Consider the following 25,285-nt stretch of genomic DNA (forward strand, 5'->3'; position numbering starts at 1 on the left):
TTTGGGAGCGCTTCGCACTCCAGCGGGAGCAAGCTCCTTCGCCACAAAGGCCGTTATTTCGGTGAAGGCTGTTCCTTGTAGGCTTTCAGCGCGTTCAGCCGTTCGCGCTTGAGCGCTTCTCCCAGCTCGGGGCCTTTGAAACCTTTTTCCAGCAGTGGTGCGACCGGTACTTCGCGTGCAGCCTTCGCCGCGCCGCGCAAATAATCCGCCTGTGGATAACTGCGCTGCTCAAGACCCTTGCGGCCCCGGGCATCCATTTCGCAGGCCATCACAAATTCTTCGAAGCGTTGCGGCCGGCGGTACACGTCAAAGCTTTGCAGCAACTCCAGCAAAGTCGAGGCTTTCAGCTCCAGCGCTCGATGCCCATGGGTATGATATTGCCCCACCAGCAAGGCCAGTTCCTGGCAATCCCTCGGTACCTTGAAGCGTTCGTTCACCGCCTTGATCAGCTTCAAGCCACGGTGCTCATGGGCAATATGCTGCGGCAACTTATCCACAGGCGTCAGGCCCTTGCCCAAATCGTGCAGCAGGCAGGCCCAGCGTACGGTCAGCGGCTGTTTGTACAATGCAGCTTGTTCCAGCACGCTCAAGGTGTGTACGCCAGTATCTATTTCCGGGTGATGGGCTTCGGGTTGCGGTACGCCGAACAGGGCATCTACCTCCGGCATCAGGGTTTTCAGCGCATCGCAGTCGCGTAGCACCTGGATGAAAACCTGTGGCTGATCCTCCATCAGTGCGCGGGAGATTTCTTTCCAGCTGCGCTCGGGGGTAAGGGCCTCCAGTTCGCCGGACTCACTGAGCTGGCGCATCAATTCCAGCGTCTCGGGTGCGACCTTGAAACCCAGGTGTGCATAACGTGCGGCAAAGCGGGCGACGCGCATTACTCGCAGAGGATCTTCGGCGAACGCGGGGGAAACATGACGCAAAATGCGCGCTTCAAGATCGCGTTGGCCGTGATAAGGGTCGGTCAGGGTGCCGTCATCGTCTTCTGCCATGGCATTGATGGTCAGGTCGCGACGAATCAGGTCTTCCTCCAGCGTGACATCGGGGCTCGCGTGAAACACAAAGCCACCGTAGCCTCGGCCACTCTTGCGTTCGGTGCGGGCGAGGGCGTACTCATCGCCGTTTTTCGGGTCGAGAAATACCGGGAAATCGGCCCCTACGGGCTTATAGCCTTTGGCGAGCATCTCTTCGGTCGTTGCACCTACGACGACACGGTCGATATCGGTGACCTTGATGCCCAGCAGGCGATCACGCACCGCACCGCCGACTTTGTAGATTTTCATGAAAAAGCCTCCATTAGCGGCACAGGATAACGCCTGTGCCTGAGCAATGGAGGCTTTGCTGTTTCAGAGATGAACGACGGCCATGTCCAAGCGGCCGTAGTCGTTGTCGTTATGATCGCTGCGCGGGGGCACATGATGGGTTTTCATCACCTGATCGCCTTGCAGGGTCTCCAGGTGGATGTCAAACCCCCACAGTCGGTGCAGGTGCTTGAGCACTTCCTCGGTGGAATCGCCCAACGGCTTACGGTCGTGTTGCTGATGACGCAGGGTGAGCGAACGGTCGCCGCGCACATCGATGCTGTAGATCTGCACGTTAGGCTCGCGGTTGCCCAGGTTGTATTGGGCGGCCAGGGTTTCGCGAATGATGCGGTAGCCGGGTTCATCATGGATGGCCGGGACCACAAGGTCGTCTTTCAGGTCGTCATCCAGAATGCTGAACAGCTTGAGGTCACGAATCACCTGAGGTGACAGGTACTGCAGGATGAAACTCTCGTCCTTGAAGCTGCTCATGGCGAACTTGATGGTCGACAACCAGTCGCTGCCAGCGATCTCCGGGAACCAGCGACGATCCTCCTCGGTGGGGTGTTCGCACATGCGACGGATATCGCGGTACATGGCAAAGCCCAGGGCATAGGGGTTGATGCCGTTGTAATACGGGCTGTCGAAGCCGGGTTGGAAGACTACGCTGGTGTGGGACGTGAGGAACTCCATCATGAAGCCGTCCGTGACCAGGCCCTCGTCGTACAGGTCGTTCATCAGCGTGTAGTGCCAGAATGTTGCCCAGCCTTCGTTCATCACCTGTGTTTGACGCTGCGGATAAAAATACTGGGCGATCTTGCGCACGATACGCACAATCTCACGTTGCCAAGGCTCCAGCAGCGGGGCGTGTTTTTCCAGAAAATACAGGATGTTTTCCTGGGGTTCGGCGGGGAAGCGTGCATTGTCCTTGTCGTTGTTTTTGCCGGCGCGCTTGGGAATGGTGCGCCACAGGTCGTTGATCTGTTTCTGCAGGTGCTCCTCGCGTTCCTTCTGGCGCAGGCGCTCTTCCTCGGCTGAAATCGGATAGGGACGCTTGTAGCGGTCGACCCCGTAATTCATCAGTGCATGGCAGGAGTCCAACAGGTCTTCCACCGCATCAATGCCGTGTCGTTCTTCGCACTGCATGATGTACTGCTTGGCGAACACCAGGTAATCGATGATTGAGCTGGCGTCGGTCCAGGTTCGAAACAGGTAGTTGCCTTTGAAGAAACTGTTATGTCCATAGCAGGCATGAGCCACCACCAGCGCCTGCATGCAGATGGTGTTTTCTTCCATCAGATAGGCGATGCACGGGTCGGAGTTGATCACGATCTCGTAGGCCAGGCCCATCTGGCCTCGCGTATAGGACTTCTCGGTGCTGAGGAAGTGTTTGCCATAGGACCAGTGGTGATAACCCAGCGGCATGCCCACTGAGGCATAGGCATCCATCATTTGCTCAGCGGTGATCACTTCAATCTGGTTGGGGTAAGTGTCCAGGGCATAACCTGCCGCAATACGGCTAATTTCCCGGTCATAGGCCTGGATCAGTTCAAAGGTCCACTCGGAGCCAGTGGATAGGGGTTGGCGCTTGTTCTCTTTTTTGGCGGTCATGTCACTAACCTGCGCTGGAAGAGTTCACGGAAGACCGGATAGATATCGCCGGCCGAGACCAGTTGCTGTTGGGCGAACGTGTCGGCAAAGGCTTCGCCGATGCGCTCGTATTCGAACCACAGGGCCTGATGCTCACGGGGGGTGATTTCAACATAGGTGTAGTACTGCACGAACGGCATGATCTGGTTGATCAGAATGTCGCGGCAGATCGGCGAATCGTCGTTCCAATTGTCGCCATCCGAAGCTTGTGCAGCGTAGATGTTCCATTCGTTGGCAGGGTAGCGCTCGGCCATGATTTCCTGCATCAGCTTCAAGGCGCTGGATACGATGGTGCCGCCGGTTTCCCGCGAATAAAAAAACTCTTCTTCATCCACTTCCCGTGCGCTGGTGTGATGGCGAATGAAAACTACGTCAATCTTGTCGTAGTTCCGTTTCAGGAACAGGTACAGCAGGATGAAGAAACGCTTGGCGATGTCCTTGGTGGCCTGGGTCATGGAGCCGGAGACATCCATCAGGCAGAACATTACGGCCTTGGAGCTGGGGTTGGGTTGCTTGACCAGCAGGTTGTATTTCAAATCAAAGGTGTCGAGGAACGGCACGCGGTGAATGCGTGCGCTGAGTTTCTCGATTTCTGCCTCGATTTCCTGGATATCGCCGAAGTTGTCTGGTTCTTCACGCTTCAAACGCGCCAGCTCTTCCTTGGCCGCCTTCAGTTTTGCGCGGCTGCTGCCCGAGAGGGCGATGCGTCGTGCATGGGCTGAACGCAAGGTGCGGATGATGTTGATGCGCGAGGGGTTGCCTTCGTTGCTGATCCCGGCGCGTACAGTCTTGAACGTGTCGGTGCCGGTCAGGTTGCGCTTGACCAGGTTGGGTAGCTCCAGGTCTTCGAACATGAATTCGAGAAATTCCTCCTGGGTGATCTGGAACACGAATTCGTCCATGCCTTCGCCGGAATTACCGGCCTTGCCCGGACCTTTGCCGCCACCGCCGCCTTGTGGGCGCTGGATGTGTTCGCCGGTGGTGAATTCCTTGTTGCCGGGGTGCACGACGGTCTGTTTGCCGCCGCGCCCGTGGTGAAGCACGGGCTCGTCGATGTCCCGGCCGGGAATGCTGATTTGCTCGCCATGCTCCATGTCGGTAATGGAGCGGCGGCTGACGGCTTCTTCTACGGCCTTTTTGATGTGGTCACGGTAACGCCGCAGGAAACGCTGGCGGTTTACCGTGCTCTTGTTCTTGCCATTAAGGCGTCGGTCGATCACATAGCTCATGGGGAGCCCTCCGGGCAGCTTCACGTTACAAGCTTCAAGCCGCGAGCTGGAAGCTTAGAGACAAGCGGTCAGCCGCCAGGCCGGATGCCTGGCAGCGTTGGCTTGTCGCTGCCTTACTGCGATTTACGCACCCGCAAGTACCACTCGGAGAGCAGTCGTACCTGTTTGTCGGTGTAGCCGCGCTCGACCATTCGTGTGACGAAGTCGTTGTGTTTTTGCTGATCCTCCTTGCTGGCCTTGGCATTGAAGCTGATGACCGGCAGCAGATCCTCGGTGTTGGAGAACATTTTCTTTTCGATGACCACCCGCAGCTTCTCGTAGCTGAGCCAGGTGGGATTCTTGCCATTGTTGTTGGCACGGGCGCGCAGTACGAAGTTGACGATTTCGTTGCGGAAATCCTTTGGGTTGCTGATGCCGGCCGGTTTCTCGATCTTCTCAAGCTCTTCGTTGAGCGCCACGCGATTGAGGATTTCGCCGGTTTCCGGATCGCGGTACTCCTGGTCCTGAATCCAGAAGTCGGCGTACAGCACATAGCGGTCGAAGATGTTCTGACCGTACTCGCTGTAGGACTCCAGGTACGCGGTCTGGATTTCCTTGCCGATAAACTCGATGTAGCGCGGTGCCAGGTATTCCTTGAGGAAGCGCAGGTAGCGTTCGCGGGTTTCCGCCTGGAATTGCTCCTGTTCGATCTGCTGCTCCAGTACATACAGCAGATGCACCGGGTTGGCGGCGATCTCGTGGGGGTCGAAGTTGAAGACCTTGGACAGGATCTTGAACGCAAAGCGTGTCGACAGGCCATTCATGCCCTCATCGACGCCCGCTGTATCGCGATACTCCTGGATCGACTTGGCCTTGGGGTCGGTGTCCTTGAGGTTCTCGCCGTCATACACCCGCATTTTTGAATAGATATTCGAATTCTCCGGCTCCTTGAGGCGCGACAGTACGGTGAACTGGGCGAGCATCTTCAACGTGTCGGGTGCGCAGTGGGCCTTGGCCAGGGAGCTGTTGAACAGCAGCTTGTCGTAAATCTTGATCTCATCGCTGACCCGCAGGCAGTACGGCACCTTGACGATATAGATCCGGTCGATGAAGGCTTCGTTGTTCTTGTTGTTACGGAAGGTGTGCCATTCCGATTCATTGGAGTGGGCCAGCAGGATCCCGGTGAACGGAATCGCGCCCAGGCCTTCGGTGCTGTTGTAGTTGCCTTCCTGGGTAGCGGTGAGCAGTGGGTGGAGCACCTTTATCGGCGCCTTGAACATCTCCACGAACTCCATCAAGCCCTGGTTGGCCCGGCACAGCGCGCCGGAGTAGCTGTAGGCGTCAGCGTCGTTCTGTGGGAATTCTTCGAGTTTGCGGATATCGACCTTGCCCACCAGTGCCGAAATATCCTGGTTGTTTTCGTCGCCCGGTTCGGTCTTGGCTACGCCGATCTGGTTGAGGATCGACGGGTAGAGCTTCACTACGCGGAATTGGCTGATATCACCGCCGAACTCGGCCAGGCGCTTGGTGGCCCAGGGCGACATGATGGTATTGAGGTAGCGCCGCGGGATACCGAAGTCTTCTTCGAGAATCGCGCCATCTTCCGTGGCGTTGAACAGGCCCAGGGGCGACTCGAAGACCGGCGAGCCCTTGATCGCGTAGAAGGGCACCTTCTCGATCAACTGCTTGAGCTTTTCCGCCAGGGACGACTTGCCGCCGCCGACTGGCCCGAGCAGGTAAAGGATCTGTTTCTTCTCTTCCAGGCCTTGGGCGGCATGGCGGAAGTAGGAGACGATCTGGTCGATGCATTCTTCCATGCCATGGAAGTCTTCAAAGGCCGGATAGCGGCGGATCACCTTGTTGGAGAATATTCGCGACAGGCGCGAATTGTTGGCGGTTTCCACCAGCTCCGGCTCGCCGATCGCCAATAGCAGGCGTTCGGCGGCAGAGGCATAGGTGCTGCGGTCCTGCTTGCACAGCTCGAGATACTCTTGAAGCGTGAGTTCTTCCTGCTGCGTGGACGCGAAGCGTTGTTGGAAGTGGCTAAAGATACTCATGACGTCGTCACCTCGCTCGATACGTGGAGCCGACGCCGGATCAATCAGCGGATGCTGGCAGTCATTGACGTACGCCAATGGCTGTTTTCCCCCCAGAACACCCTGAAACGCTACCGATGACCCGTACGCCGGTGTACCGGCTCTCCCCTGATTCGGATGGCCTGCGCTTAAGGATAGTTCGGAATCCGGGAGGTCAAGGCGCGATGCGCAATTAGTTTGGCTGCGCCGTTCGTCAGAAACGGCGCAAGCCCAAGCGTCACGCGGGGTAGCGGGGTGTGAAAAAAATTATTGCGAATCGCCTTCGGAAATTTCCGAAGGGTAGGTCCCACGCCACAGCTCAAAGCCGCCGTCCAGGCTATAGACGTCGGAGAAGCCCTGGCTGACCAGGTAAGCGGCCGCGCTCTGGCTGGAATTGCCGTGGTAGCAGGCTACGATCAGCGGCGCATCGAGGTCGGCGGCGCGGATGAAGTCGGCGATGTTGACGTTGTCCAGATGCTTGGCGCCGGGGATATGAGCTGCCGCATAGGTAGGCTGGTCGCGGATATCGACGACCACCGCGCCTTGCTCGCGCAGCGCTTGGGCTTCTTGGGGAGGGATACGTTTGAATTCGGTCATGGCGGGCTCCTATGGTTTGGCGGCGGCCGGCTGGGTAATGGAAAGAGGGGGTTCACACTGGCAGCCGAAGCGCTCGCCGGTGTCGATGTTCATCAGGGTCATGGCGCCGCCCCATACGCAGCCGGTGTCGAGGGCGAACACGCCGGGTTCGTCGCATTTGCCTTCCAGGGCGGCCCAGTGACCAAAGATGATCTTCGTATCACGGGTCTTGCGCTCCTTATGGGCGAACCATGGCTTGTAGCCGGGTAGCGCGGTGTCGGCGCCTTCCTTGCTCTTGAGGTCCAGCTTGCCTTCAGCGGTGCAGAAGCGCATCCGCGTAAAGTAGTTGGTGATCACGCGCAGGCGGGTTACGCCCGTGAGGTCGTTGTCCCACTTCACCGGTTCGTTGCCGTACATGCCGTCCAGGTAGGTGGTGTACAGGGTGTCATCGGCCAGTGCAATTTGGACTTCAGCGGCGCATTTGAGGGCTTTTTTCAGCGTCCACTGAGGTGGGATGCCTGCATGCACCAAGGCCATGTTGCGGCCCTCATCGTAGTGCATGAGTTTTTGCCGGCGCAGCCAGTCGAGCAACTCGGCGCGGTCCGGCGCTTCGAGAATTTCGCGCAGGGTGTCGCCCTTTTTCAGGCGCTCGATGTTATTGCCGGCCGCGAGCAGGTGCAGGTCGTGGTTGCCGAGTACGCATACCAGCGAGTCACGCAGGCTATAGAGATAGCGCAGGGTCTCCAGGGAGTGGGGGCCTCGGTTGACGAGGTCGCCCACCAGCCACAGGCGATCGCTTGCGGGGTCAAAGGCTACGCGCTCGAGCAGGCACTTGAGAGGTTCCAGGCAACCTTGCAGGTCGCCGACCGCGTACGTCGCCATCAGTGCAGGGCTCCGGGCACCGCGAGGCGGAAGGGCTTGATCGTTGCGTCGAACAAATGACCGTCGGTAGCTTTCATCTGATACGAGCCCTGCATGGTGCCGACCTTGGAGGTCATCACCGTGCCGCTGCTGTAGGTGTGGCTGGCGCCGCTGTTGATCAAGGGTTGCTGGCCGACAACGCCTGCTCCACGCACTTCCTCGACCTGGCCGTCGCCATCGGTAATGACCCAGTGGCGCGACAGCAGCTTGGCCGGGACCAACCCGTTGTTTTTTACGGTGACGGTGTAGGCAAAGGCAAAGCGGTTCTGTTCGGGTTGCGATTGGTCCGCCAGGAAGCGGGTGACGACGCTGACGTCGATCTGATAGCGAGGATCGGACATGCAAGAGGCCTTAAAAGCAGGGGACAGCAGATGCGGGTCAGTCTAGGCCATGAGGTGGGCACTAGGCCAGATACGTGATCCAAATGTGGGAGGGGGCTTGCTCCCGATAGCGATGTGTCAGTTGAAAATGTATCCACTGATACTCCCCTATCGGGAGCAAGCCCCCTCCCACATTGGATCGCGTTGAGCCTTATCCTTCTGTCGGAGCTGGCTGAATCGCCAGTTGGTCAGCCAGGCGTACGAACGCGGCCAAGTCCAGCTGTTCGGGGCGCAGGCTGCCATCGACACCGGCAGCTTCGATTTCAGCGTTGCTCAGCAGGGCCTTGAGCGTGTTGCGCAGCGTCTTGCGGCGTTGGTTGAACGCTTCACGCACAACGCGCTCCAGCAGCTTGTGATCCTTGGCTGGGTGGGGCAGCACGGCATGCGGCACCAGGCGTACGATGGCTGAATCAACCTTCGGCGGCGGGTTGAACGCGCCCGGGCCGACGTTGAACAGGTGCTCCACGCGGCAATGATACTGGACCATGATCGACAAACGGCCCCAATCGCCACCGCCAGGGCCTGCGGCCAGGCGCTCCACCACTTCCTTCTGCAGCATGAAGTGCATGTCGCGGATGATCCCGGCGTTGTTCAGCAGGTGGAAAATCAGCGGTGTGGAGATGTTGTACGGCAGGTTGCCCACCACCCGCAGGCTATTGGGGGCGGCATTCAGGCTATTGAAGTCGAACTTCAGCGCATCGCCCTGGTGCAGGTTGAAGTTGGGCTTGCCAGCGAACTGCTGGTTCAGGATCGGGATCAGGTCCTTGTCCAGTTCCACCACGTCCAGCTGCCCGCCGCTCGCCAGCAGGCCTTGGGTCAGCGCGCCCTGGCCCGGGCCGATTTCCAGCAGGCGGTCTTCTGGCTTGGCGTGGATGGAGCGCAGGATGCGATCGATGACACCCGCGTCGTGCAGGAAGTTTTGCCCGAAGCGCTTGCGCGCCCGGTGTTGGTAATGCTCAGTCATATACGGGTCTCGGCCATCTGATAGGCGGTTTCCAGGGCTACGTGCAGGCTGCCGGTATCGATCTTGCCGCTGCCCGCCAGGTCCAGGGCTGTGCCATGGTCGACGGAGGTGCGGATGATCGGCAGGCCCAGTGTCACGTTGACTGCAGCGCCGAAGCCTTTGTACTTCAGCACGGGCAGCCCCTGGTCGTGGTACATCGCCAGCACTGCGTCGCAGTGCTCCAGATATTTGGGGGTAAACAGAGTGTCTGCAGGCAATGGGCCACGCAGCTCCATGCCTTCTTGGCGCAGGCGCTCTAATGTCGGTTCAATGATGTCGATTTCTTCATGGCCCAAGTGGCCGCCTTCACCGGCATGGGGGTTTAGCCCGCAGACCAGGATACGCGGTCGGGCAATGCCGAATTTGTGTTGCAGGTCGTCATGCAGGATGCGCGTGACGCGCTCTATGCGCTCGGCGGTGATGGCGTCGGCAATATCGCGCAGTGGCAGATGTGTGGTCACCAGCGCAACACGCAGGCCACGGGTCGCCAGCATCATCACGACCTGTTCGGTATGGGTCAGCTCGGCGAGGAATTCGGTATGGCCGGAAAACGCGATGCCGGATTCGTTGATCACGCCTTTATGCACGGGCGCGGTGATCATGCCGGCAAAGTCGCCGTCGATGCAGCCTTGCCCGGCGCGTGTCAGGGTTTCCAGCACAAAGGCTGCATTGGCCTTGTTCAGTTGCCCGGCGACCACCTTGGCCTGTAAAGGGGTGTCCCATACATACAGGCTGCCGGCCGGGGCGGGCAGGTCCGGCCAATTGCCCGGTGCCACTTCCAGCAAGTTGACAGCCACGCCCAACTGCGCGGCCCGCTCAAGGAGCAGGTCGCGGCTGGTAATGGCAATCAGGGGGTGTGGCTGAGGTTGCGAGGCGAGCAGCAGGCACAGGTCTGGACCAATGCCGGCCGGCTCGCCGGGTGTCACCGCGAAACGCTGGGGTTTCACTGGGTTGCCTGGTCGGTGCCTGTTTGCTCGGCGCCTGGCAGCTTGTTCTCTACGTAGGCTTCGTCACGGATCTGACGCAACCAGGTTTGCAGCTCTTCGTCGTATTTGCGGTTACGCAGCACGGTCAGGGCTTGCTGCTCGCGGGCCTGGTTGGTGTTGTCGGTGGCGCGACGGCCAAGGACTTCCAGGACATGCCAGCCGTATTGAGTCTTGAACGGCTTGGACAATACGCCTTGCGGTGTGTCGGCCATGACCTGTTGGAACTCGGGCACCAGGGCTTTCGGGTCGATCCAGTTCAAGTCGCCGCCGTTAAGGGCAGAACCAGGGTCTTCCGAGAAACTTTTGGCCAGGGTGGCGAAGTCTTCACCGCTTTCGATGCGGTCGTAGATCTTCTGCGCCAGTTCCTTGGTTTGTGCCTCGGTACGGATTTCGCTTGGTTTGACCAGGATGTGACGAACGTGTACTTCGTCTTTCAGCGAGGTCTCGCCGCCGCGCTTGCCCAGCAGCTTGAGGATAATGAAGCCACCTGGGGTACGTGCCGGTTGGGTGATGCCGCCGACTTCCATGGAGCTCAGCTCGCGATCGAACGGAGGCGGCAGCTGTGCGGCTTTACGCCAGCCCATGTCACCGCCGTCCAGTGCGTTATCGCTGCCGGAGACGGCAATGGCGGTCTGGGCAAAGTCAGCACCGGCTTTCAGGCGGTCGTACACCGCTTGGGTCTTGGCCGCAGCGGCATTCAGTTGCTCGGAGTTGGCGGCGTCAGGGGTAGGAATAAGAATATTGGCCAGGTGCAGTTCTTCGGAGAGCTGCATCTTGCCAAGGTCCGAGGCCAGGAAGTTCTTCACTTCCTGCTCCGATACCTGGACCCGTTCGGCCACACGGCGCTGGCGCACACGGCTGATGATCATCTCGCGCTTGATCTGGTCGCGGGCGTCCTCATAGGACAAGCCATCGTGAGCCAGGGCGGCGCGGAACTGATCAATGCTCATGTTGTTGCGTTGAGCAATGGTGCCGACGGCCTGGTTCAGCTCTTCGTCCGAAATCCGGATGCCGGAACGTTCGCCGATCTGCAACTGCAGGTTTTCGACGATCAGACGCTCCAGTACCTGGGGTTCCAGGACGCTGGTCGGCGGCACACCACCGCCACGCTTGGCGATGGTTTGCTGAACTTCCTTGACCCGTTGGTCCAGCTGGCTCTGCATGATCACGTCGTTGTCGACGATGGCCGCTACTTTATCCAGCTGTTGAACCGCGGCGTGTGCCGAAACAGTACCCAGGAACAGCGCGCCCAGCACTAGCGGGCGCAAACACTCAGAAAGCTTTGTCTTCACGTTCACGATAACCTTCAATGCCTTTGTCGAGGAAGCTCTCTACCTTGGCGCCGGTCAGGCCGCCGAGTCCTTTAAGGACGATCTGGAAGAAGAGCCCGTGGTCACCCTTTTCGTTAAGCGGGGCGATCTGGCTGTATTCGTCGTTGGAAACCCAATAGCGATTGATGACGCGCAGTTTCCAGCAGCAGTTGTCGTACTCGAAACCACCGAAGGCTTCCAGGGTGCGGTTGCGGGCATAGTCATACTGCCAGCGGGTGATCAGGTTCCACTGAGGAATGATCGGCCACATCATCGAGAAGTCGTGTTGCTGGATTTTGTAGTAATCCTTCACGTAGTTCTCTTGACCCGGAGTGCCGTAGTCACCACCGAACTGCCATTTGCCGGTCAGCTGGTTGTAGACCACCTGGTCATTGCGATAGCGGTAGCCGAGGTTGACGACCTTGTTCGGGTTGTCTTCTGGCTGGTAGTGGAACATCGCACTGCCAGAGCGTGGGGCATGGCTTTCAGTGTCCCAGTTATAATCGGCCGTGGCACGCCAGTCGCGGTTGAAGCGGAATGCGTATTCCAGGGCGATCGGCGAGACATCTGTTCGGGAGTCATCTCGGTCAGCGGCCAGGACTCCTGGCAGTTGAACCTCGCGATCCTTGAAGTACAGTGCCTGGCCCACGGAAACACGCTGGCGTTCGAAGCCATTTTCTTCGATCCACCGGCTGGTTACGCCTAGGGATAACTTGTTCTCGTCACCGATCCGATCGTTACCGGCGAAGCGGTTATCACGGAATAGAGAGGCATAGCTGAACGAATATTCACTGGTGTCGAAAACCGGAATATCGCTTTGATCTTTGTTCGGTACGTAGAGATAGAACGCCCGCGGCTCAAGGGTCTGGTTATAGTCTTTACCGAACCAATTGGTTTTGCGGTCGAAGTACAACCCGCTGTCTACGCTCGCGATAGGAACAGCGCGATCTTGCGAACTCTTGAACTCATCGCCGGGAGCGAGCGTATTTTTACCGATGCTATCAAGGTCGAGATCGTATTTTGTATAAACGTACTTGAGCTTCGGAGTCACGAAGCCGTAAGTCCAGTTCATCGGATATTCGACCGCTGGGGCAACATTCAGGCGAGTACCGTTTGCACGGGTCAGGCCAGTGACATAGGTATCCAGTCGGCGCGAAACCAAGCCGTTCTCATCGGTAAAATCACCGTTCTCCAAATCTCGATCGAAACGTACGGCTTCGGTTTCATAGCTGAAGTTCAGGCCGCCAGGGTGGAATGGCAGTTGACCATTGAGTGTTAGCTGCGGCAGCCGGTCATACGGCGTGATTTGGGAAATTGTCGCCAACTGGTAGGCTTGAACATTCAAGCGAGCCTGATAGGAGTCACCACGGTACGTCAGGGAACCCTGTTGGTTCAGGAAGTCCTGGCTCTCAACCCCTTCCTCATACGACTTCAAATCCTGGAAGTAATAAGGATCGCTGATTCGGGTGTAATCCACCTGCGACGTCAGACGCGAATCCAACCCACCCTTATGCTGCCAATTGAGCATATAACGGGTTTTTTCGTAATCGGTCTGCTTCTTCCGCTCGTCGCTATCATCATTGAGATACGCCCCACCAAACTGCCCTTCACTCGACTTGGTCAGGTAGCGGAATTCGCCCTCCATCAACAAGCCGCGCTTGGTCATGTATTGCGGGTACAACGTGGCATCGTAGTTCGGTGCCAGGTTGAAGTAGTACGGCGTTACCAGCGTAAAGCCAGTCTCGCTGCCGGTGCTGAAGCTCGGCGGCAGGAAGCCGGATTGACGACGGTCGTCGATCGGGAAGTAGATGTACGGGGTGTACAGGATCGGGATGTTCTTGACCCGCAACGTCGCGTTGGTGGCCGTACCGAAACCGGTGGCCGGGTTCAACGTGATGTTGTTGCCCTTGAGCTGCCAGGCGTTGCTGTCCGGCTCGCAGGTGGTGTACGTACCGTCCTTGAGACGGATGATCGCGTTCTCGGCACGCTTGGCGTACAGGGCGTTACCGCGAATGCGCGACTTGTGCATCACGTATTCGGCGTTGTCGATCTGGGCGGCGCCGGTGTCGAGCTGGACCTGGGCATGGTCGCCCACGATCAGCGCGCCGTTGTCGCGCAGTCGCACCTTGCCGTTCAGCTCGCCACGGTTCTCGGCCTGGTACAGGCTGGCTTCGTCCGCTTCAAGCTGCATGCTGCCCTGGCGCATGACCACGTCACCGGCCAGGGTGGCGACCTGCTGTTCCTGCTCGTAGCGCGAGGCCTTGGCACCGATGAAGGTCGGCGCATCGCTCTTGTCCGTCTTGTCGTTCATGCCAGGACGAGTCGGCTCGATGTAGGCACCGCCGCAGTAAGGGCCGGTTTCGGCCAACTGCGCTGCAGTCAGCTTGTCGCGAGGTACCCAGTCCAGGTGGCTGTAGTCGGCGCTGCGCGAGCGCAGGCCACGGCCCTTGGATTCGGTGACCAGCACGGTCTTGGGCTCGGCGTCGACGCTGCCGCCAGCCTTGCCTTGCGGCGTGCCGTTGGCCGAGCTGACGGCAGAACCGTCATGCACCGGGCGCGGTGGCAATGGGGCTGCGGCGGTCTTCGGCGCGCAATCCCAGGCACCCGAAGCAGAGACTGAGCAGTCATACTGTTCCGCGGCGACCACGAATGAGGTGGCGAAAGGTTGCAAGGCCAGCAGACTGCCGGTTACCAGCAACGGAAATTTTCTACGAAACGCGGGGGATTTCAATGCCATCTTATTAGTCCGGGCTTCCTGCGTGCCATCTGCCCGCGGTTTGGGCCGCACGCCTCTCGATGGTCTGAAAAAGATGCGTGATAATAAAGCATGCCCCGCTTGACGGCTAGCGCCGTCGGAGACCCTTGTAATGCCCGAGCAAGATCTACGTTTACAACAGCTGGAAGTCTGGCTGGATGAGCAGTTGCCGATCCTCTTCAACGCTCAGGACTGGGGTCCCGTACCCCCGGCCACATTGACCGCGGCCAGCAGCGACGCGAGTTTCAGGCGTTACTTCCGGTGGGAGGGCGGTGCCCATACGTTCGTCGTAATGGACGCGCCACCCCCCCAGGAAAACTGCAAACCTTTCGTCGATATCGCGCATTTACTGGCGAAATCAGGAATAAATGTGCCAAAAATTTATGCAGAAGACTTGCCTCGTGGCTTTCTTTTGCTCAATGACCTGGGCAGAAAAACCTATCTGGACGTGATTGACGCTGAAAATGCCGATCAATTATTTGCCGACGCCATCGATGCGCTGCTGGCTTTCCAGCAATTGCCGATGGACGCACCATTGCCCAGCTACGACGTGGCCTTGTTGCGTCGCGAGCTGGAGTTGTTCCCGGAATGGTATGTGCGCCGTCACCTGGGGATCGACTTCGACGCTGAGCAACAAGCCCTCTGGCAACGCGTCAGCGAAAAATTGATCGACAGTGCCCTGGCGCAGCCCAAGGTGCTGGTGCATCGCGACTATATGCCGCGCAACCTGATGATCAGTGAACCGAACCCTGGCGTACTGGATTTTCAAGATGCGGTCTACGGCCCGGTGACTTACGACATTACCTGCCTGTTCAAGGACGCTTTCCTCAGTTGGCCCCAAGCGCGCGTGCGTGAATGGCAGCACGGCTACTGGCAGCGCGCCGGGCGGTTGGGGATCCCGGTGCAGGACGACTTCGAAGACTTTCTGCGCGCCAGCGACCTGATGGGCGTGCAGCGTCATCTCAAGGTCATCGGTATTTTTTCGCGTATTTGCCACCGTGACGGCAAACCGCGCTACCTGGCCGATGTGCCGCGTTTCTTTGCTTATATAGACGCGGTGCTCGCCGACCGACCCGAGTTGAGCGAACTGGGCGAACTGCTCGCCAGCCTGCGCCAGCCCGCCGAGGCCATTGTATGAAGGCAATGATCCTGGCAGCGGGAAAGGGCGAGCGCATGCGTCCGCTCACCCTGCATACGCCCAAGCCGCTGGTGCAAGCCGGCGGCAAGCGGTTGATCGAGTATCACCTTGAAGCTTTGGCGAAGGCCGGCTTTACCGAGATCGTGATCAACCATGCCTGGCTAGGCCAGCAGATTGAAAACTACTTGGGTGACGGCGCCCAGTTCGGGCTGCGCATCCGCTACTCGCCGGAGGGTGAGCCGCTGGAAACGGGGGGCGGGATATTCCAGGCGTTGCCGCTGCTGGGGGGTGACCCCTTCCTGGTGGTCAATGGAGATATCTGGACTGACTACGATTTCACCCGTCTCGGGCAGCCGATCCAGGGCCTGGCGCACTTGGTGATGGTCGACAACCCTGAGCACCACCCGTCAGGCGGGGATTTCTACCTGGATAAAGGTCTGCTTCATGATGCCGCGCCCGGTGCCGATAACCTGACCTTCAGTGGCATTTCAGTGCTCGACCCCAAATTGTTTGCGGGTTGCAGCGCCGGTGCCTTCAAGTTGGCGCCGCTGTTGCGTGCGGCCATGGCTAAAGGTCTGGTAACGGGGGAGCACATGACGGGACGCTGGGTGGATGTCGGGACGCTGGAGCGTCTGGCGCAAGTCGAAACCTTGCTGACAGCGGAGCAGTAGGATGTTGTGGCCAGGGACGCTGATCGGCGCCGGGGCTGGCTTTGCCATTGCCAGTATTCCAGGGGCCTTGTTGGGTGCATTGCTGGGGCAGGCGCTGGATCGTCGTCTGCAACTGCACAGTTGGGCGCAGTTGCGCGAACGCCTGGGCGGGCGCCCGGCGTTGCGCAACGACGAACTGTTGTTTGTGCTGTTGGGGCGGTTGGCCAAGAGTAACGGCCGGGTTGTGGATGGGCATATCCAGCAGGCGCGTCAGGAGATGCGTGCGTTGGATATGTCCGAGCCGGCCCAGCGTCGCGCTATCAGCGCCTTCAACCGGGGCAAGTCTGGCAGCGACCGTGTGCGCAGCTACCTGCGTGTGCTCAAGGCGCAACCCCATGCGGCGGAAGGCGTGCTACGTGCCTGTTGGCGCATGGCCTGGGCGGACGGACGGGCGGATGACGCCGAGCGCGACCTGATCGACCTGTGGGGCAAATGGCTGGGCTGGACGCCGCAACAACTCCAGGCACTGGCAACCGATTACGCGCCGCAGCGCAAGCCGCTGGCCAATCGTGGTGGAGCCTATCAGGAGGCGTTGCAGGTCCTGGGTGTGACGGCGACCACTGAGCCCTCGGTGATCAAACGCGCCTACCGTCGCCTCCTCAGCCGCCACCACCCGGACAAGATCGCCGGCACGGGCGCCAGCCCCGCACAAGTGCGTGAAGCCACCGAACGCACCCGGGAGCTGCATAACGCTTACGCGTTGATTCGCGAGCGTCGGGATTTTCGCTGAGGCTATCGGCCTGAGAGGCCCCTCCCACATTGTTTCTGCAACAGGTTCGAAGACATGATCAGTCTGCGCCGCCCTGCGGGCTGAGCCATCCGCGAACCCGCCGATACAACTGTTCCTGCTCTGCTGCGCTATTGCCGGGCAACGCCGTGAGCGATACCTGCTTGTAACCGTCATTCTTCGAGCGCTTGGCCGCCTGGATACGCTCCTGCGCGTTTTTGCGTTCCTGGGGTGTGTCTTGATAAAACACATCCGCCGTGGGCACCTTCAAGCTCGGCGCCAGTTGTTGCAGGTCCGGTTGGCGAGCCGCCGGCGTCTTCCCGGCCACCATGATCAGCTTCTGCACCTGGGATGGCTGTTTCTCGCTCAGGTAACGTGCGGCCCACCAGGCGCCGGTGCCGTGGCCGAGCAGCACCACACTGCGGGCGCTTTGGGTCTGGGCGAAGGCGACGGCGGCGTCGATGCGGTCGAAGATGCGCTTGGCGTCGGTCTTGTCCTGTTCATCTGCATCCGGCACCACCGCCGGATCAGTGCCTTCGGCCTCGGCGCTGGCGGCCTGTTCGACAGGTTTGGCGGCCGTGCTGCCGTCCTTGCTGCTGGTGTCGACCGCAGCTTTTGGCGGTTCGATGACCCGTGGCGGCAAGGTGTCTACATTTACGTCCGGCAGTGACAGGCTCAAGGTGCCCCAGGCCGCATCCGGTAACTTGCGCCGCAAGGGGGCGATTGCTTGCGGCCAGTCGGCGTTCTCCCCGGCGCCCGGTACGATAATCACCACACCTTCGGCCTCTGCGCCGTTGGCGGGTTTCCACAGGGCCAGGAACGAATCGCTACCGGCTTGCAGCTGTTGTTGTTCCGGTTGCGGAATCTGGCGCTCCAGAGCGCTGGCTTGCGACTGGCTGCGCTCGGGCAGAGGTTGGCGCTCAGCAGGTTTTTCGGCAGCGGGCGCGGGCGCGTCGGCGGCGTGAGCAGGCAGGGCGCTGGCACATAGTAGCGACAGGCACAACGTTGGCAGTGCCGAACGGTGGAGAAAAAGCATCGTTAATTTCCGGCCATAAGTGATGTGAGCAGCCTAATGGGTTGGTCAGTATTTGTCAGTGATGTGGGGCGTGGTTTTCTGCCAGCAGGTTATCGGCGATGACCATTCAACCAGTGAATGGCAGACAACACGCGATGGGCAGCTATTCTTGTGCCAGCCCATCATTCATAAGAGGCCGCGCACATGAGTACTTCCTCATTCAAGATCGCCCATAAACTGCTGACCGGCGCGGGCGCCATCGAGCAATTGGCCGCGGAACTGACCCGGCTGGATGTGGATAACCCGCTGATCGTCACCGATGCGGCCCTGGTCAAGTCTGGCACTGTCGCCCTGGCCCTCGAACATCTGGGCGATCGTGCTTACGAAATCTTCGATCGCGTACTGCCCGACCCGGAAATCGCCATCGTTGAAGACTGCATGCGTGCGTACCGCGAAGGCGGGCATGACGGCCTCATTGGTGTGGGCGGCGGCAGCGCCATCGATATCGCCAAGAGCGTGGCGGCCTATGCCGGCTACCACGGTGCGCTGGCGGATTTGTTCGGGGTCGACCAGGTGCCGCGCAAGGGCCCGCCGCTGATCGCCATCCCGACCACGGCGGGCACCGGTTCGGAGGTGACCAATGTGGCGATCCTCTCCGACAAGGCCGCACAGCTGAAAAAAGGCATCGTCAGCGACTACCTGCTGCCGGATGTCGCGCTGATCAGCCCGCAAATGACTCTGACCTGCCCGCGCAGTGTCACCGCGGCCAGTGGTGTGGACGCCTTGGTGCATGCCATTGAGTCCTATCTGTCACTGAACGCCTCGCCGATCACCGACGCCCTGGCCATCGGCGCCATCAAGCTGATTGCCAACGCGCTGCCCAAGGCTTACGCCAACCCGGCCAACCTGCAGGCCCGTGATGACATGGCTACTGCCAGCCTCATGGCCGGCATGGCATTCGGGAATGCCGGAGTCGGTGCCGTGCATGCGCTGGCTTACCCGTTGGGCGGGCGTTTCAATATTGCCCATGGTGTGAGCAATGCGCTGTTGCTGCCGTACGTCATGCATTGGAACAAGTTGGCCTGCGTCGAACGTATGCAGGATATTGCCCAAGCCATGGGCGTGAATGTGACGGTGCTGAGTGTCAACGAGGCTGCCGACCAGGCCGTGGAGGCAATGACGCGACTATGCGCCGCCGTCGAGATCCCCGCCGGGCTGCGCAGTTTCGGGGTGCCCGAAGACGCCATTGCGGCCATGGCCACGGAAGCTGCGGGTATCGAGCGCCTGATGCGCAATAACCCGCGTCAGCTCAGTGCGGCCGATATCGAGAAAATCTACCGGGCGGCTTACTAACCGTTGAGTTAGGTCACGGTGCGCGCAGCAAAGCATGAGGTATACAATGCGCGCCATCGTGATTTAGCTCAAAAAAGGTGCGTCATGCAGCCCTTCGTCATTGCTCCATCGATTCTCTCCGCCGACTTCGCCCGCCTGGGTGAGGAAGTGGACAAGGTGTTGGCCGCGGGTGCCGACTTCGTGCACTTCGATGTCATGGACAACCACTACGTACCCAACCTGACCATAGGCCCGATGGTCTGCGCAGCGCTGCGCAAATACGGCATCACCGCGCCGATCGACGCCCACCTGATGGTCAGCCCCGTGGACCGCATCATCGGTGACTTCATCGAGGCCGGCGCGACCTACATTACCTTCCACCCGGAAGCCACGCTGCACGTCGACCGCACCCTGCAACTGATCCGCGAAGGCGGCTGCAAGGCGGGCTTGGTGTTCAACCCAGCCACTCCGCTGAACGTACTTGAGTACGTGATGGACAAGGTCGACATGGTGCTGCTGATGAGCGTCAACCCAGGTTTCGGCGGGCAGAAATTCATCCCGGGCACCCTGAACAAGCTGCGTGAAGCGCGAGCGCTGATCGACGCCTCAGGGCGCGATATCCGCCTGGAGATCGACGGCGGCGTCAACGTCAACAATATTCGTGAAATCGCTGCCGCCGGCGCCGATACCTTCGTGGCAGGCTCGGCGATCTTCAACGCACCGGACTACCAGGCCGTCATCGACACGATGCGTGCCGAACTGGCGCTGACGCGTCCATGAGCGGCTTCGAGCAGCTGTTCCCCGGCAAGCTGCCACGGCTGGTGATGTTCGATCTGGACGGTACGCTGATCGACTCGGTGCCTGACCTGGCAGCGGCGGTGGACCAGATGCTGCTCAAACTGGGGCGCAAGCCGGCGGGGATCGAGTCGGTGCGTGAGTGGGTCGGCAACGGCGCGCCGATGCTGGTGCGCCGGGCCCTGGCCAACAATATCGACGCTTCGGGTGTCGATGAGGTGGAAGCCGAGCACGCTCTGGAACTGTTCAATGTCGCGTACGAAAACGGCCACGAACTCACCGTGGTCTACCCCGGCGTGCGTGACACTCTCAAATGGCTGAGCAAGCAGGGCGTGGAAATGGCCTTGATCACCAACAAGCCGGAGCGCTTTGTCGCGCCGCTGTTGGACCAGATGAAAATCGGCCGTTATTTTCGCTGGATCATCGGTGGCGATACCTTGCCGCAGAAGAAGCCTGACCCGGCCGCACTGTTCTTTGTGATGAAAATGGCGAATATCCCGGCGTCCCAGTCATTGTTTGTCGGCGATTCGCGCAGTGATGTACTGGCGGCAAAAGCTGCAGGCGTGCAATGCGTAGCCTTGAGCTACGGCTACAACCACGGGCGCCCGATTGCCGAAGAGTCGCCGGCGCTGGTGATTGATGATCTGCGCCTGCTAATCCCCGGTTGCCTGGGAGCGGGCGCTGAGATAACGTTGCCCGACATTGATCCGTCCCCTTCTGGAAACGCCATCGTGGTGGTCACTCGCAAACTCTGGATGAAAGTCATCAAGGCCCTGGCCCGCTGGCGTTGGCGCGCCTGACTGATTCTCGCCGCGCTGCGGCACGTTTGCCTACCTGACCGTTTGACCCTCAAGCCACGAGGCTCCCCCATGATCCGTGAAGAATTCCTGCGTTTGGCCGCTGCCGGCTATAACCGTATTCCCCTGGCCTGCGAAACCCTGGCCGACTTCGACACGCCGTTGTCGATTTATCTGAAGCTTGCCGATGCGCCCAACTCTTACCTGCTCGAATCGGTACAGGGCGGCGAGAAATGGGGCCGTTACTCGATCATCGGCCTGCCATGCCGCACGGTGCTGCGCGTGCACGACCATCATGTCAGCATCACCCACGATGGCGTAGAGATCGAAAGCCATGACGTTGAAGACCCGCTGGCCTTCGTCGAAGCTTTCAAGGCGCGCTACAACGTACCGACCATTGCCGGCCTGCCGCGTTTCAATGGTGGCCTGGTGGGGTATTTCGGCTATGACTGCGTGCGCTATGTCGAAAAGCGTCTTGGGAAATGTCCGAACCCAGACCCATTGGGTGTGCCGGACATTTTGCTGATGGTCTCCGACGCAGTAGTGGTGTTCGACAACCTTGCCGGCAAGATGCATGCGATTGTCCTTGCCGACCCTGCTCAAGCGGATGCCTTCGAGCAAGGCCAGGCCAGTCTGCAGGCGCTGCTGGAAAAACTCCGCCAGCCGATCACCCCGCGTCGCGGCCTCGACCTGAGTCGCCCACCCGCGGCCGACCCGGTGTTTCGCTCCAGCTTTACGCAGGATGACTACGAGCGCGCAGTCGATACCATCAAGCAATACATCCTCGCCGGTGACTGCATGCAAGTGGTGCCGTCACAACGCATGTCCATCGACTTCAAGGCCGCGCCGATCGACCTGTACCGTGCGCTGCGGTGCTTCAACCCGACGCCGTATATGTACTTCTTCAACTTTGGCGACTTCCACGTGGTGGGCAGCTCGCCGGAAGTGCTGGTGCGTGTCGAAGATAACCTGATCACCGTACGCCCGATTGCCGGCACACGCCCACGTGGCGCAACCGAAGAGGCAGACCTGGCGCTGGAAGAAGACCTGCTCAGCGATGACAAGGAAATCGCCGAGCACCTGATGCTGATCGACCTGGGGCGCAATGACACCGGGCGTGTTTCAGAAATCGGTTCGGTGAAGTTGACCGAGAAGATGGTCATCGAGCGCTACTCCAACGTGATGCACATCGTGTCCAACGTGACTGGCGAACTGAAGGCCGGGCTGACGGCGATGGATGCACTGCGCGCGATTTTGCCGGCGGGCACCTTGTCGGGCGCACCGAAAATCCGTGCGATGGAAATCATCGACGAACTGGAGCCGGTCAAGCGTGGCGTGTATGGCGGTGCCGTCGGTTACTTCGCCTGGAACGGCAATATGGACACTGCGATCGCGATCCGCACCGCGGTGATCAAGGATGGCGAACTGCATGTACAGGCCGGTGGCGGGATTGTGGCGGACTCGGTGCCGGCCCTTGAGTGGGAAGAAACCTTGAACAAGCGCCGGGCGATGTTTCGTGCTGTGGCGCTGGCAGAGCAAACCCCACAAGACTAAAGCTGGAATAAAAAGTGTGGGAGCGGGCTTGCCCGCGATGGCGGTGTATCAGTCGAGATATTCAGTGACTGATCCACCGCCATCGCAGGCAAGCCAGCTCCCACATTTGTTTTGCGTGGTATTTAGAAATCCAGACTCACCCCCACATTGACCCCTTGCTGGGTCAGGTTGTCATCCTTCCTCACGTTATATGCCGCCCGCAACGCCAGCTCCTGAGTCAGTTTGTGGCTGACCCCAAGGCTCAAACGGTCAGAGTTGCTGCGAGGCGTGTAGCCGTCCAGCTTGAAGTCGATCCCCTGAACACTGTTGAGCGAAATGTTCACCTTCTGGGTGTCATTTTCGAACTCATGCTCGTGGGCCACTTCGCCAAATACCTGGGTTTGCGGGGTGATGCGGTAGCTACCTTGCAGGCCGACGCCCAGGCGCCTGGAGTCGCGTTGTTGGTCATCAAAGGTCAGTGCGGTGGAGCGACTGTTTTTCTCCGAGTAGCCATTCACTTCGACGCGTGCGTAATCGGCGCTGACGAAGGGTGACAGGTGCCAATCGCTACCCGGTGCAGCAAGGTCGTAACCCAAGCGAGCGCTCAAGGCCCAGAGCCAACCGTCGGTGTCGCCTTTCTCGGACGCTTCGTTGACGCCCAGGGCGAACTTGCGTTTGAGGCTGTCGAAGTCCAGCTTGCCACCCGTTAACGCGGCGTCGGCCCACCATTGATTGTGCTGATATTGCGCGAATGCCGTGCCCATGTAGCTGTTGAGCTTGTAGTCCGAGTCGCTGGCCCCGGCTTCGAGTGTCTGCCGGTACAGGCCGGCTGCAACGCCCACACGCCAATTGTCATCAAGCCGGTAGCTGCCACCGATATTCAGGTTATAGCCGCTGCCGTCACCACTGGCTGAACTGCTCTGATCATCGAAGTCCAGGCGCTGACCGCCGCCGGCCACGATTGCGCGCCATTGGCCGACGGCTTGCCAGTGGCCGTTGTCTGCTTGCCATTGGTTGCGTAGTTCGTCCTGATGGGCGCGCAACGTGCCTTGGGCCATTTCCGGCAGCAAGGTCAGCTCCCAGGGCGCTGCGAGCAGCGAGTAAGCATAGTCGGCGATCAGCTGTTGCCCGGCTACGGTGGGGTGGACCGAGTCGTTATAGACCAGCTTGGTCGGGTCCGGGTTGGTACCGCCGATGCCATAGACCGGGTTGGCGGTGCAGCTGTTGCCGCTGAAGCAGGTGGCGGTCAGGTTTTGCCCGGTTGCGAGGCCGAAGCGCGCAGGATCGGCGAAGGCTTCGTTCAATAGCAGCGGGATGTTCAGTGGAATAACCTGGGCATCGATTTGCGACAGGCGCTGTACCAGCGATTGGTTGAAAATATTGCTCAGGGCAGAGGTCGCGGCCTGCTGTGGGGTGCCGTTGATGGCGGGCGTCAGCCCCAGGTCGGGCAGCATCCACACCATGATGTAACGCGCACCGGCTTGCTGCAGCACTTGGGCGCTGTCGGCCAGTCTCCCACCTGCGGCGACTGCTTGCGCGGGGCTGAGCACGCGGCCTTGAAGGAAGTCATTGCCACCACCGGAGAGGAAGTAGAGCGCGTTCGGGTCGGCTCGTCCGCCGTTAGCCGGTAGATAGCCCTGGCGACTGCGCAACACTGTGCCACCGCCAGGATTTCCGGGTGGGATCGCGGCGTTGGAGACCGAGGTAATAGAGTCCAGGATGTTATCGGTGCGGTAGCCACCGACCGCCCAGTTGCTTCCATCTGGCAAGCCTTGGGCCGCCCGAACCGGTGAGGTGGAGGCATTCAAGTCGTTGGGGGCCACACCCAGTTTGGTGCCCAACAGGGTTGATGAAACCAGGCCGTACTCACCCTGGAAGTTTGGACCTGTCCGGTTGGTAAAACGTAGTGTCGAGCCATTCGAACCATCGGGGAACTGGCCTGCATCGGCCAGGCTGTCGCCGAAAACCACCATGGCTGAATAAGGTGACGGGGCGGCAAAGGCTTGGGTGCAGGCCAGTGCCAAGAGGCAGCCGGCAAGGGGTGTGAAAAACGCTGGTTTGAGCATGAGAATTCCATTTGGTTGTTTTTATGCAGGAAACGAAACACTAGCAAAACTTCCGGCATTTTCTTTAGAGATATGCGGAATGCGTCTACGCAGGCCCCCGTATTTGCTGCTCCATATTGCACCGCTGGCGAGGCTACGTTACTGTGCCTGAACGTATGAATGAGACCCTCCCCGTGTTGATCATCAGCAAACTCTTGATGCGAGTAGTCAAGGCACACGCCCGTTGGCGTTGGCGCGCCTGACATTTTTCTCTGCCGGCCTGGCCGGACCTGTACCGATCTGCCTTCTTCACCCTGTGTCTGACGCCCCTTGCCGGCCAACCCCGGCAACCGGAACGTGCGTTTGGCAGCGGGTTACCCTTCTGGAAGGCGGTCATTTGAAATCAGTGAATTCAAGAGGTTTGAACCCACATGTTGCTGATGATTGATAACTACGATTCCTTTACCTACAACGTTGTGCAGTACCTGGGCGAGCTGGGTGCGGATGTCAAGGTGGTGCGCAATGATGAGCTGACCGTTGCGCAAATCGCCGCCCTGAACCCTGAGCGCATTGTGGTTTCGCCTGGCCCTTGCACGCCGACCGAGGCGGGTATCTCGCTGGAAGCCATCCAGTATTTCGCCGGTAAGCTGCCGATCCTGGGTGTGTGCCTGGGTCACCAGTCCATTGGTCAGGCGTTTGGCGGCGATGTGGTGCGTGCGCGTCAGGTGATGCATGGCAAGACCAGCCCGGTGTTCCATAAGGACCTTGGTGTATTCCAAGGCCTGAACATGCCGGTGACGGTGACCCGTTACCACTCGCTGGTGGTCAAGCGTGACACCTTGCCTGAATGCCTGGAACTGACCGCCTGGACCCAGTTGGAAGACGGTTCGGTCGACGAGATCATGGGCCTGCGTCACAAGACACTGAACATCGAAGGGGTGCAGTTTCACCCTGAATCAATCCTGACCGAGCAGGGCTACGAGCTGTTCGCCAACTTTCTCAAGCAGAGCGGCGGCACGCGCTAA

The 25,285-nt window shown here is 59.7% G+C and carries 21 protein-coding genes; 8 read left to right on the forward strand and 13 right to left on the reverse strand.

The window, feature by feature from the left end:
- Positions 1–53: 53 nt before the first annotated feature.
- The 11 genes from JH25_RS10095 to JH25_RS10045 form a co-directional block, all read right to left on the reverse strand.
- The gene (locus JH25_RS10095) at positions 54–1,286 is read right to left on the reverse strand and encodes a multifunctional CCA addition/repair protein (RefSeq protein WP_032879176.1); all 1,233 of its coding nucleotides are present in this window, start codon (positions 1,284–1,286) and stop codon (positions 54–56) included.
- Positions 1,287–1,349: 63 nt separating this feature from the next.
- On the reverse strand, positions 1,350–2,915 hold the full coding sequence (locus JH25_RS10090; protein WP_005792056.1) for a SpoVR family protein: 1,566 nt from the start codon (positions 2,913–2,915) through the stop codon (positions 1,350–1,352).
- The gene (locus tag JH25_RS10085; RefSeq protein WP_032879178.1) at positions 2,912–4,183 is read right to left on the reverse strand and encodes a YeaH/YhbH family protein; all 1,272 of its coding nucleotides are present in this window, start codon (positions 4,181–4,183) and stop codon (positions 2,912–2,914) included. The genes JH25_RS10090 and JH25_RS10085 overlap by 4 nt, the downstream gene beginning before the upstream one ends.
- 113 nt (positions 4,184–4,296) lie before the next feature.
- Complete coding sequence (locus JH25_RS10080; protein ID WP_003194732.1) at positions 4,297–6,219, reverse strand: PrkA family serine protein kinase; 1,923 nt, start codon at positions 6,217–6,219, stop codon at positions 4,297–4,299.
- Positions 6,220–6,504: 285 nt separating this feature from the next.
- A complete protein-coding gene (glpE, locus tag JH25_RS10075; protein ID WP_032879179.1) occupies positions 6,505–6,834 on the reverse strand; it encodes a thiosulfate sulfurtransferase GlpE in 330 nt (109 codons plus the stop codon).
- Between the two features lie 9 nt (positions 6,835–6,843).
- Positions 6,844–7,695 carry a symmetrical bis(5'-nucleosyl)-tetraphosphatase gene (locus tag JH25_RS10070; protein WP_032879180.1) on the reverse strand — a complete coding sequence of 284 codons (852 nt, stop codon included), beginning with the start codon at positions 7,693–7,695 and terminating at the stop codon, positions 6,844–6,846.
- Positions 7,695–8,075, reverse strand: a complete 381-nt coding sequence (gene apaG / locus JH25_RS10065; RefSeq protein WP_032879182.1) for a Co2+/Mg2+ efflux protein ApaG — start codon at positions 8,073–8,075, stop codon at positions 7,695–7,697. The genes JH25_RS10070 and apaG overlap by 1 nt, the downstream gene beginning before the upstream one ends.
- 190 nt (positions 8,076–8,265) lie before the next feature.
- Positions 8,266–9,078 (reverse strand): 16S rRNA (adenine(1518)-N(6)/adenine(1519)-N(6))-dimethyltransferase RsmA, encoded by an 813-nt coding sequence (gene rsmA, locus JH25_RS10060; protein WP_005792048.1) that lies wholly within the window; start codon positions 9,076–9,078, stop codon positions 8,266–8,268.
- Positions 9,075–10,064: a 4-hydroxythreonine-4-phosphate dehydrogenase PdxA gene (gene pdxA, locus JH25_RS10055; RefSeq protein ID WP_032879183.1), complete on the reverse strand. Its 990-nt coding sequence runs from the start codon at positions 10,062–10,064 to the stop codon at positions 9,075–9,077. Before pdxA ends, rsmA begins: the two co-directional genes overlap by 4 nt.
- On the reverse strand, positions 10,061–11,395 hold the full coding sequence (locus JH25_RS10050) for a peptidylprolyl isomerase (protein WP_143508490.1): 1,335 nt from the start codon (positions 11,393–11,395) through the stop codon (positions 10,061–10,063). The genes pdxA and JH25_RS10050 overlap by 4 nt, the downstream gene beginning before the upstream one ends.
- On the reverse strand, positions 11,376–14,150 hold the full coding sequence (locus JH25_RS10045; RefSeq protein WP_032879186.1) for an LPS-assembly protein LptD: 2,775 nt from the start codon (positions 14,148–14,150) through the stop codon (positions 11,376–11,378). The genes JH25_RS10050 and JH25_RS10045 overlap by 20 nt, the downstream gene beginning before the upstream one ends.
- Before the next feature lie 130 nt (positions 14,151–14,280).
- Between JH25_RS10045 and JH25_RS10040 the strand changes: the two genes are divergently transcribed.
- The 3 genes from JH25_RS10040 to JH25_RS10030 are packed head-to-tail and all read left to right on the forward strand — an operon-like array spanning position 14,281 to position 16,746.
- The gene (locus JH25_RS10040) at positions 14,281–15,306 is read left to right on the forward strand and encodes an aminoglycoside phosphotransferase family protein (RefSeq protein ID WP_032879188.1); all 1,026 of its coding nucleotides are present in this window, start codon (positions 14,281–14,283) and stop codon (positions 15,304–15,306) included.
- Positions 15,303–15,977 (forward strand): N-acetylmuramate alpha-1-phosphate uridylyltransferase MurU, encoded by a 675-nt coding sequence (murU, locus tag JH25_RS10035; protein ID WP_032879189.1) that lies wholly within the window; start codon positions 15,303–15,305, stop codon positions 15,975–15,977. Before JH25_RS10040 ends, murU begins: the two co-directional genes overlap by 4 nt.
- Position 15,978: 1 nt before the next feature.
- Positions 15,979–16,746, forward strand: coding sequence for a TerB family tellurite resistance protein (locus JH25_RS10030; RefSeq protein WP_032879191.1), 768 nt, complete (start codon positions 15,979–15,981; stop codon positions 16,744–16,746).
- A 58-nt stretch (positions 16,747–16,804) separates the two neighbouring features.
- Here the strand turns inward: JH25_RS10030 and JH25_RS10025 are convergent, their stop codons facing one another.
- Positions 16,805–17,779 (reverse strand): alpha/beta hydrolase family protein, encoded by a 975-nt coding sequence (locus JH25_RS10025; RefSeq protein WP_032879192.1) that lies wholly within the window; start codon positions 17,777–17,779, stop codon positions 16,805–16,807.
- Between the two features lie 183 nt (positions 17,780–17,962).
- Between JH25_RS10025 and JH25_RS10020 the strand changes: the two genes are divergently transcribed.
- The 4 genes from JH25_RS10020 to trpE all read left to right on the forward strand — a co-directional run bounded on the left by JH25_RS10020 (position 17,963) and on the right by trpE (position 22,236).
- Positions 17,963–19,111 carry an iron-containing alcohol dehydrogenase gene (locus JH25_RS10020; RefSeq protein WP_032879194.1) on the forward strand — a complete coding sequence of 383 codons (1,149 nt, stop codon included), beginning with the start codon at positions 17,963–17,965 and terminating at the stop codon, positions 19,109–19,111.
- A gap of 84 nt (positions 19,112–19,195) precedes the next feature.
- Positions 19,196–19,870 (forward strand): ribulose-phosphate 3-epimerase, encoded by a 675-nt coding sequence (gene rpe, locus JH25_RS10015; protein WP_005792031.1) that lies wholly within the window; start codon positions 19,196–19,198, stop codon positions 19,868–19,870.
- On the forward strand, positions 19,867–20,685 hold the full coding sequence (locus JH25_RS10010; protein ID WP_005792030.1) for a phosphoglycolate phosphatase: 819 nt from the start codon (positions 19,867–19,869) through the stop codon (positions 20,683–20,685). Before rpe ends, JH25_RS10010 begins: the two co-directional genes overlap by 4 nt.
- Before the next feature lie 69 nt (positions 20,686–20,754).
- Positions 20,755–22,236, forward strand: coding sequence for an anthranilate synthase component I (trpE, locus tag JH25_RS10005; RefSeq protein ID WP_005792028.1), 1,482 nt, complete (start codon positions 20,755–20,757; stop codon positions 22,234–22,236).
- Positions 22,237–22,358: 122 nt separating this feature from the next.
- Here the strand turns inward: trpE and estP are convergent, their stop codons facing one another.
- On the reverse strand, positions 22,359–24,281 hold the full coding sequence (gene estP / locus JH25_RS10000) for an esterase EstP (protein WP_032879196.1): 1,923 nt from the start codon (positions 24,279–24,281) through the stop codon (positions 22,359–22,361).
- A gap of 410 nt (positions 24,282–24,691) precedes the next feature.
- Here estP and JH25_RS09995 point away from each other — a divergent pair, with 410 nt between their 5' ends.
- Complete coding sequence (locus JH25_RS09995) at positions 24,692–25,285, forward strand: aminodeoxychorismate/anthranilate synthase component II (RefSeq protein ID WP_032879198.1); 594 nt, start codon at positions 24,692–24,694, stop codon at positions 25,283–25,285.

The sequence above is a fragment of the Pseudomonas sp. BRG-100 genome, from assembly GCF_000737955.1.
Classification (GTDB): domain Bacteria; phylum Pseudomonadota; class Gammaproteobacteria; order Pseudomonadales; family Pseudomonadaceae; genus Aquipseudomonas; species Aquipseudomonas synxantha_A.

What these genes read in the sequence shown, in the direction of transcription:
- JH25_RS10080 (WP_003194732.1), bottom strand. Translation starts at nt 6,219, where the DNA reads ATGAGTATCTTTAGCCACTTCCAACAACGCTTCGCGTCCACGCAGCAG.
- JH25_RS10030 (WP_032879191.1), top strand. Translation starts at nt 15,979, where the DNA reads ATGTTGTGGCCAGGGACGCTGATCGGCGCCGGGGCTGGCTTTGCCATT.
- JH25_RS10070 (WP_032879180.1), bottom strand. Translation starts at nt 7,695, where the DNA reads ATGGCGACGTACGCGGTCGGCGACCTGCAAGGTTGCCTGGAACCTCTC.
- glpE (WP_032879179.1), bottom strand. Translation starts at nt 6,834, where the DNA reads ATGACCGAATTCAAACGTATCCCTCCCCAAGAAGCCCAAGCGCTGCGC.
- estP (WP_032879196.1), bottom strand. Translation starts at nt 24,281, where the DNA reads ATGCTCAAACCAGCGTTTTTCACACCCCTTGCCGGCTGCCTCTTGGCA.
- JH25_RS10085 (WP_032879178.1), bottom strand. Translation starts at nt 4,183, where the DNA reads ATGAGCTATGTGATCGACCGACGCCTTAATGGCAAGAACAAGAGCACG.
- JH25_RS10045 (WP_032879186.1), bottom strand. Translation starts at nt 14,150, where the DNA reads ATGGCATTGAAATCCCCCGCGTTTCGTAGAAAATTTCCGTTGCTGGTA.
- JH25_RS10025 (WP_032879192.1), bottom strand. Translation starts at nt 17,779, where the DNA reads ATGCTTTTTCTCCACCGTTCGGCACTGCCAACGTTGTGCCTGTCGCTA.
- apaG (WP_032879182.1), bottom strand. Translation starts at nt 8,075, where the DNA reads ATGTCCGATCCTCGCTATCAGATCGACGTCAGCGTCGTCACCCGCTTC.
- JH25_RS10090 (WP_005792056.1), bottom strand. Translation starts at nt 2,915, where the DNA reads ATGACCGCCAAAAAAGAGAACAAGCGCCAACCCCTATCCACTGGCTCC.
- murU (WP_032879189.1), top strand. Translation starts at nt 15,303, where the DNA reads ATGAAGGCAATGATCCTGGCAGCGGGAAAGGGCGAGCGCATGCGTCCG.
- trpE (WP_005792028.1), top strand. Translation starts at nt 20,755, where the DNA reads ATGATCCGTGAAGAATTCCTGCGTTTGGCCGCTGCCGGCTATAACCGT.
- rpe (WP_005792031.1), top strand. Translation starts at nt 19,196, where the DNA reads ATGCAGCCCTTCGTCATTGCTCCATCGATTCTCTCCGCCGACTTCGCC.
- JH25_RS10020 (WP_032879194.1), top strand. Translation starts at nt 17,963, where the DNA reads ATGAGTACTTCCTCATTCAAGATCGCCCATAAACTGCTGACCGGCGCG.
- JH25_RS10010 (WP_005792030.1), top strand. Translation starts at nt 19,867, where the DNA reads ATGAGCGGCTTCGAGCAGCTGTTCCCCGGCAAGCTGCCACGGCTGGTG.
- JH25_RS10095 (WP_032879176.1), bottom strand. Translation starts at nt 1,286, where the DNA reads ATGAAAATCTACAAAGTCGGCGGTGCGGTGCGTGATCGCCTGCTGGGC.
- rsmA (WP_005792048.1), bottom strand. Translation starts at nt 9,078, where the DNA reads ATGACTGAGCATTACCAACACCGGGCGCGCAAGCGCTTCGGGCAAAAC.
- JH25_RS09995 (WP_032879198.1), top strand. Translation starts at nt 24,692, where the DNA reads ATGTTGCTGATGATTGATAACTACGATTCCTTTACCTACAACGTTGTG.
- JH25_RS10040 (WP_032879188.1), top strand. Translation starts at nt 14,281, where the DNA reads ATGCCCGAGCAAGATCTACGTTTACAACAGCTGGAAGTCTGGCTGGAT.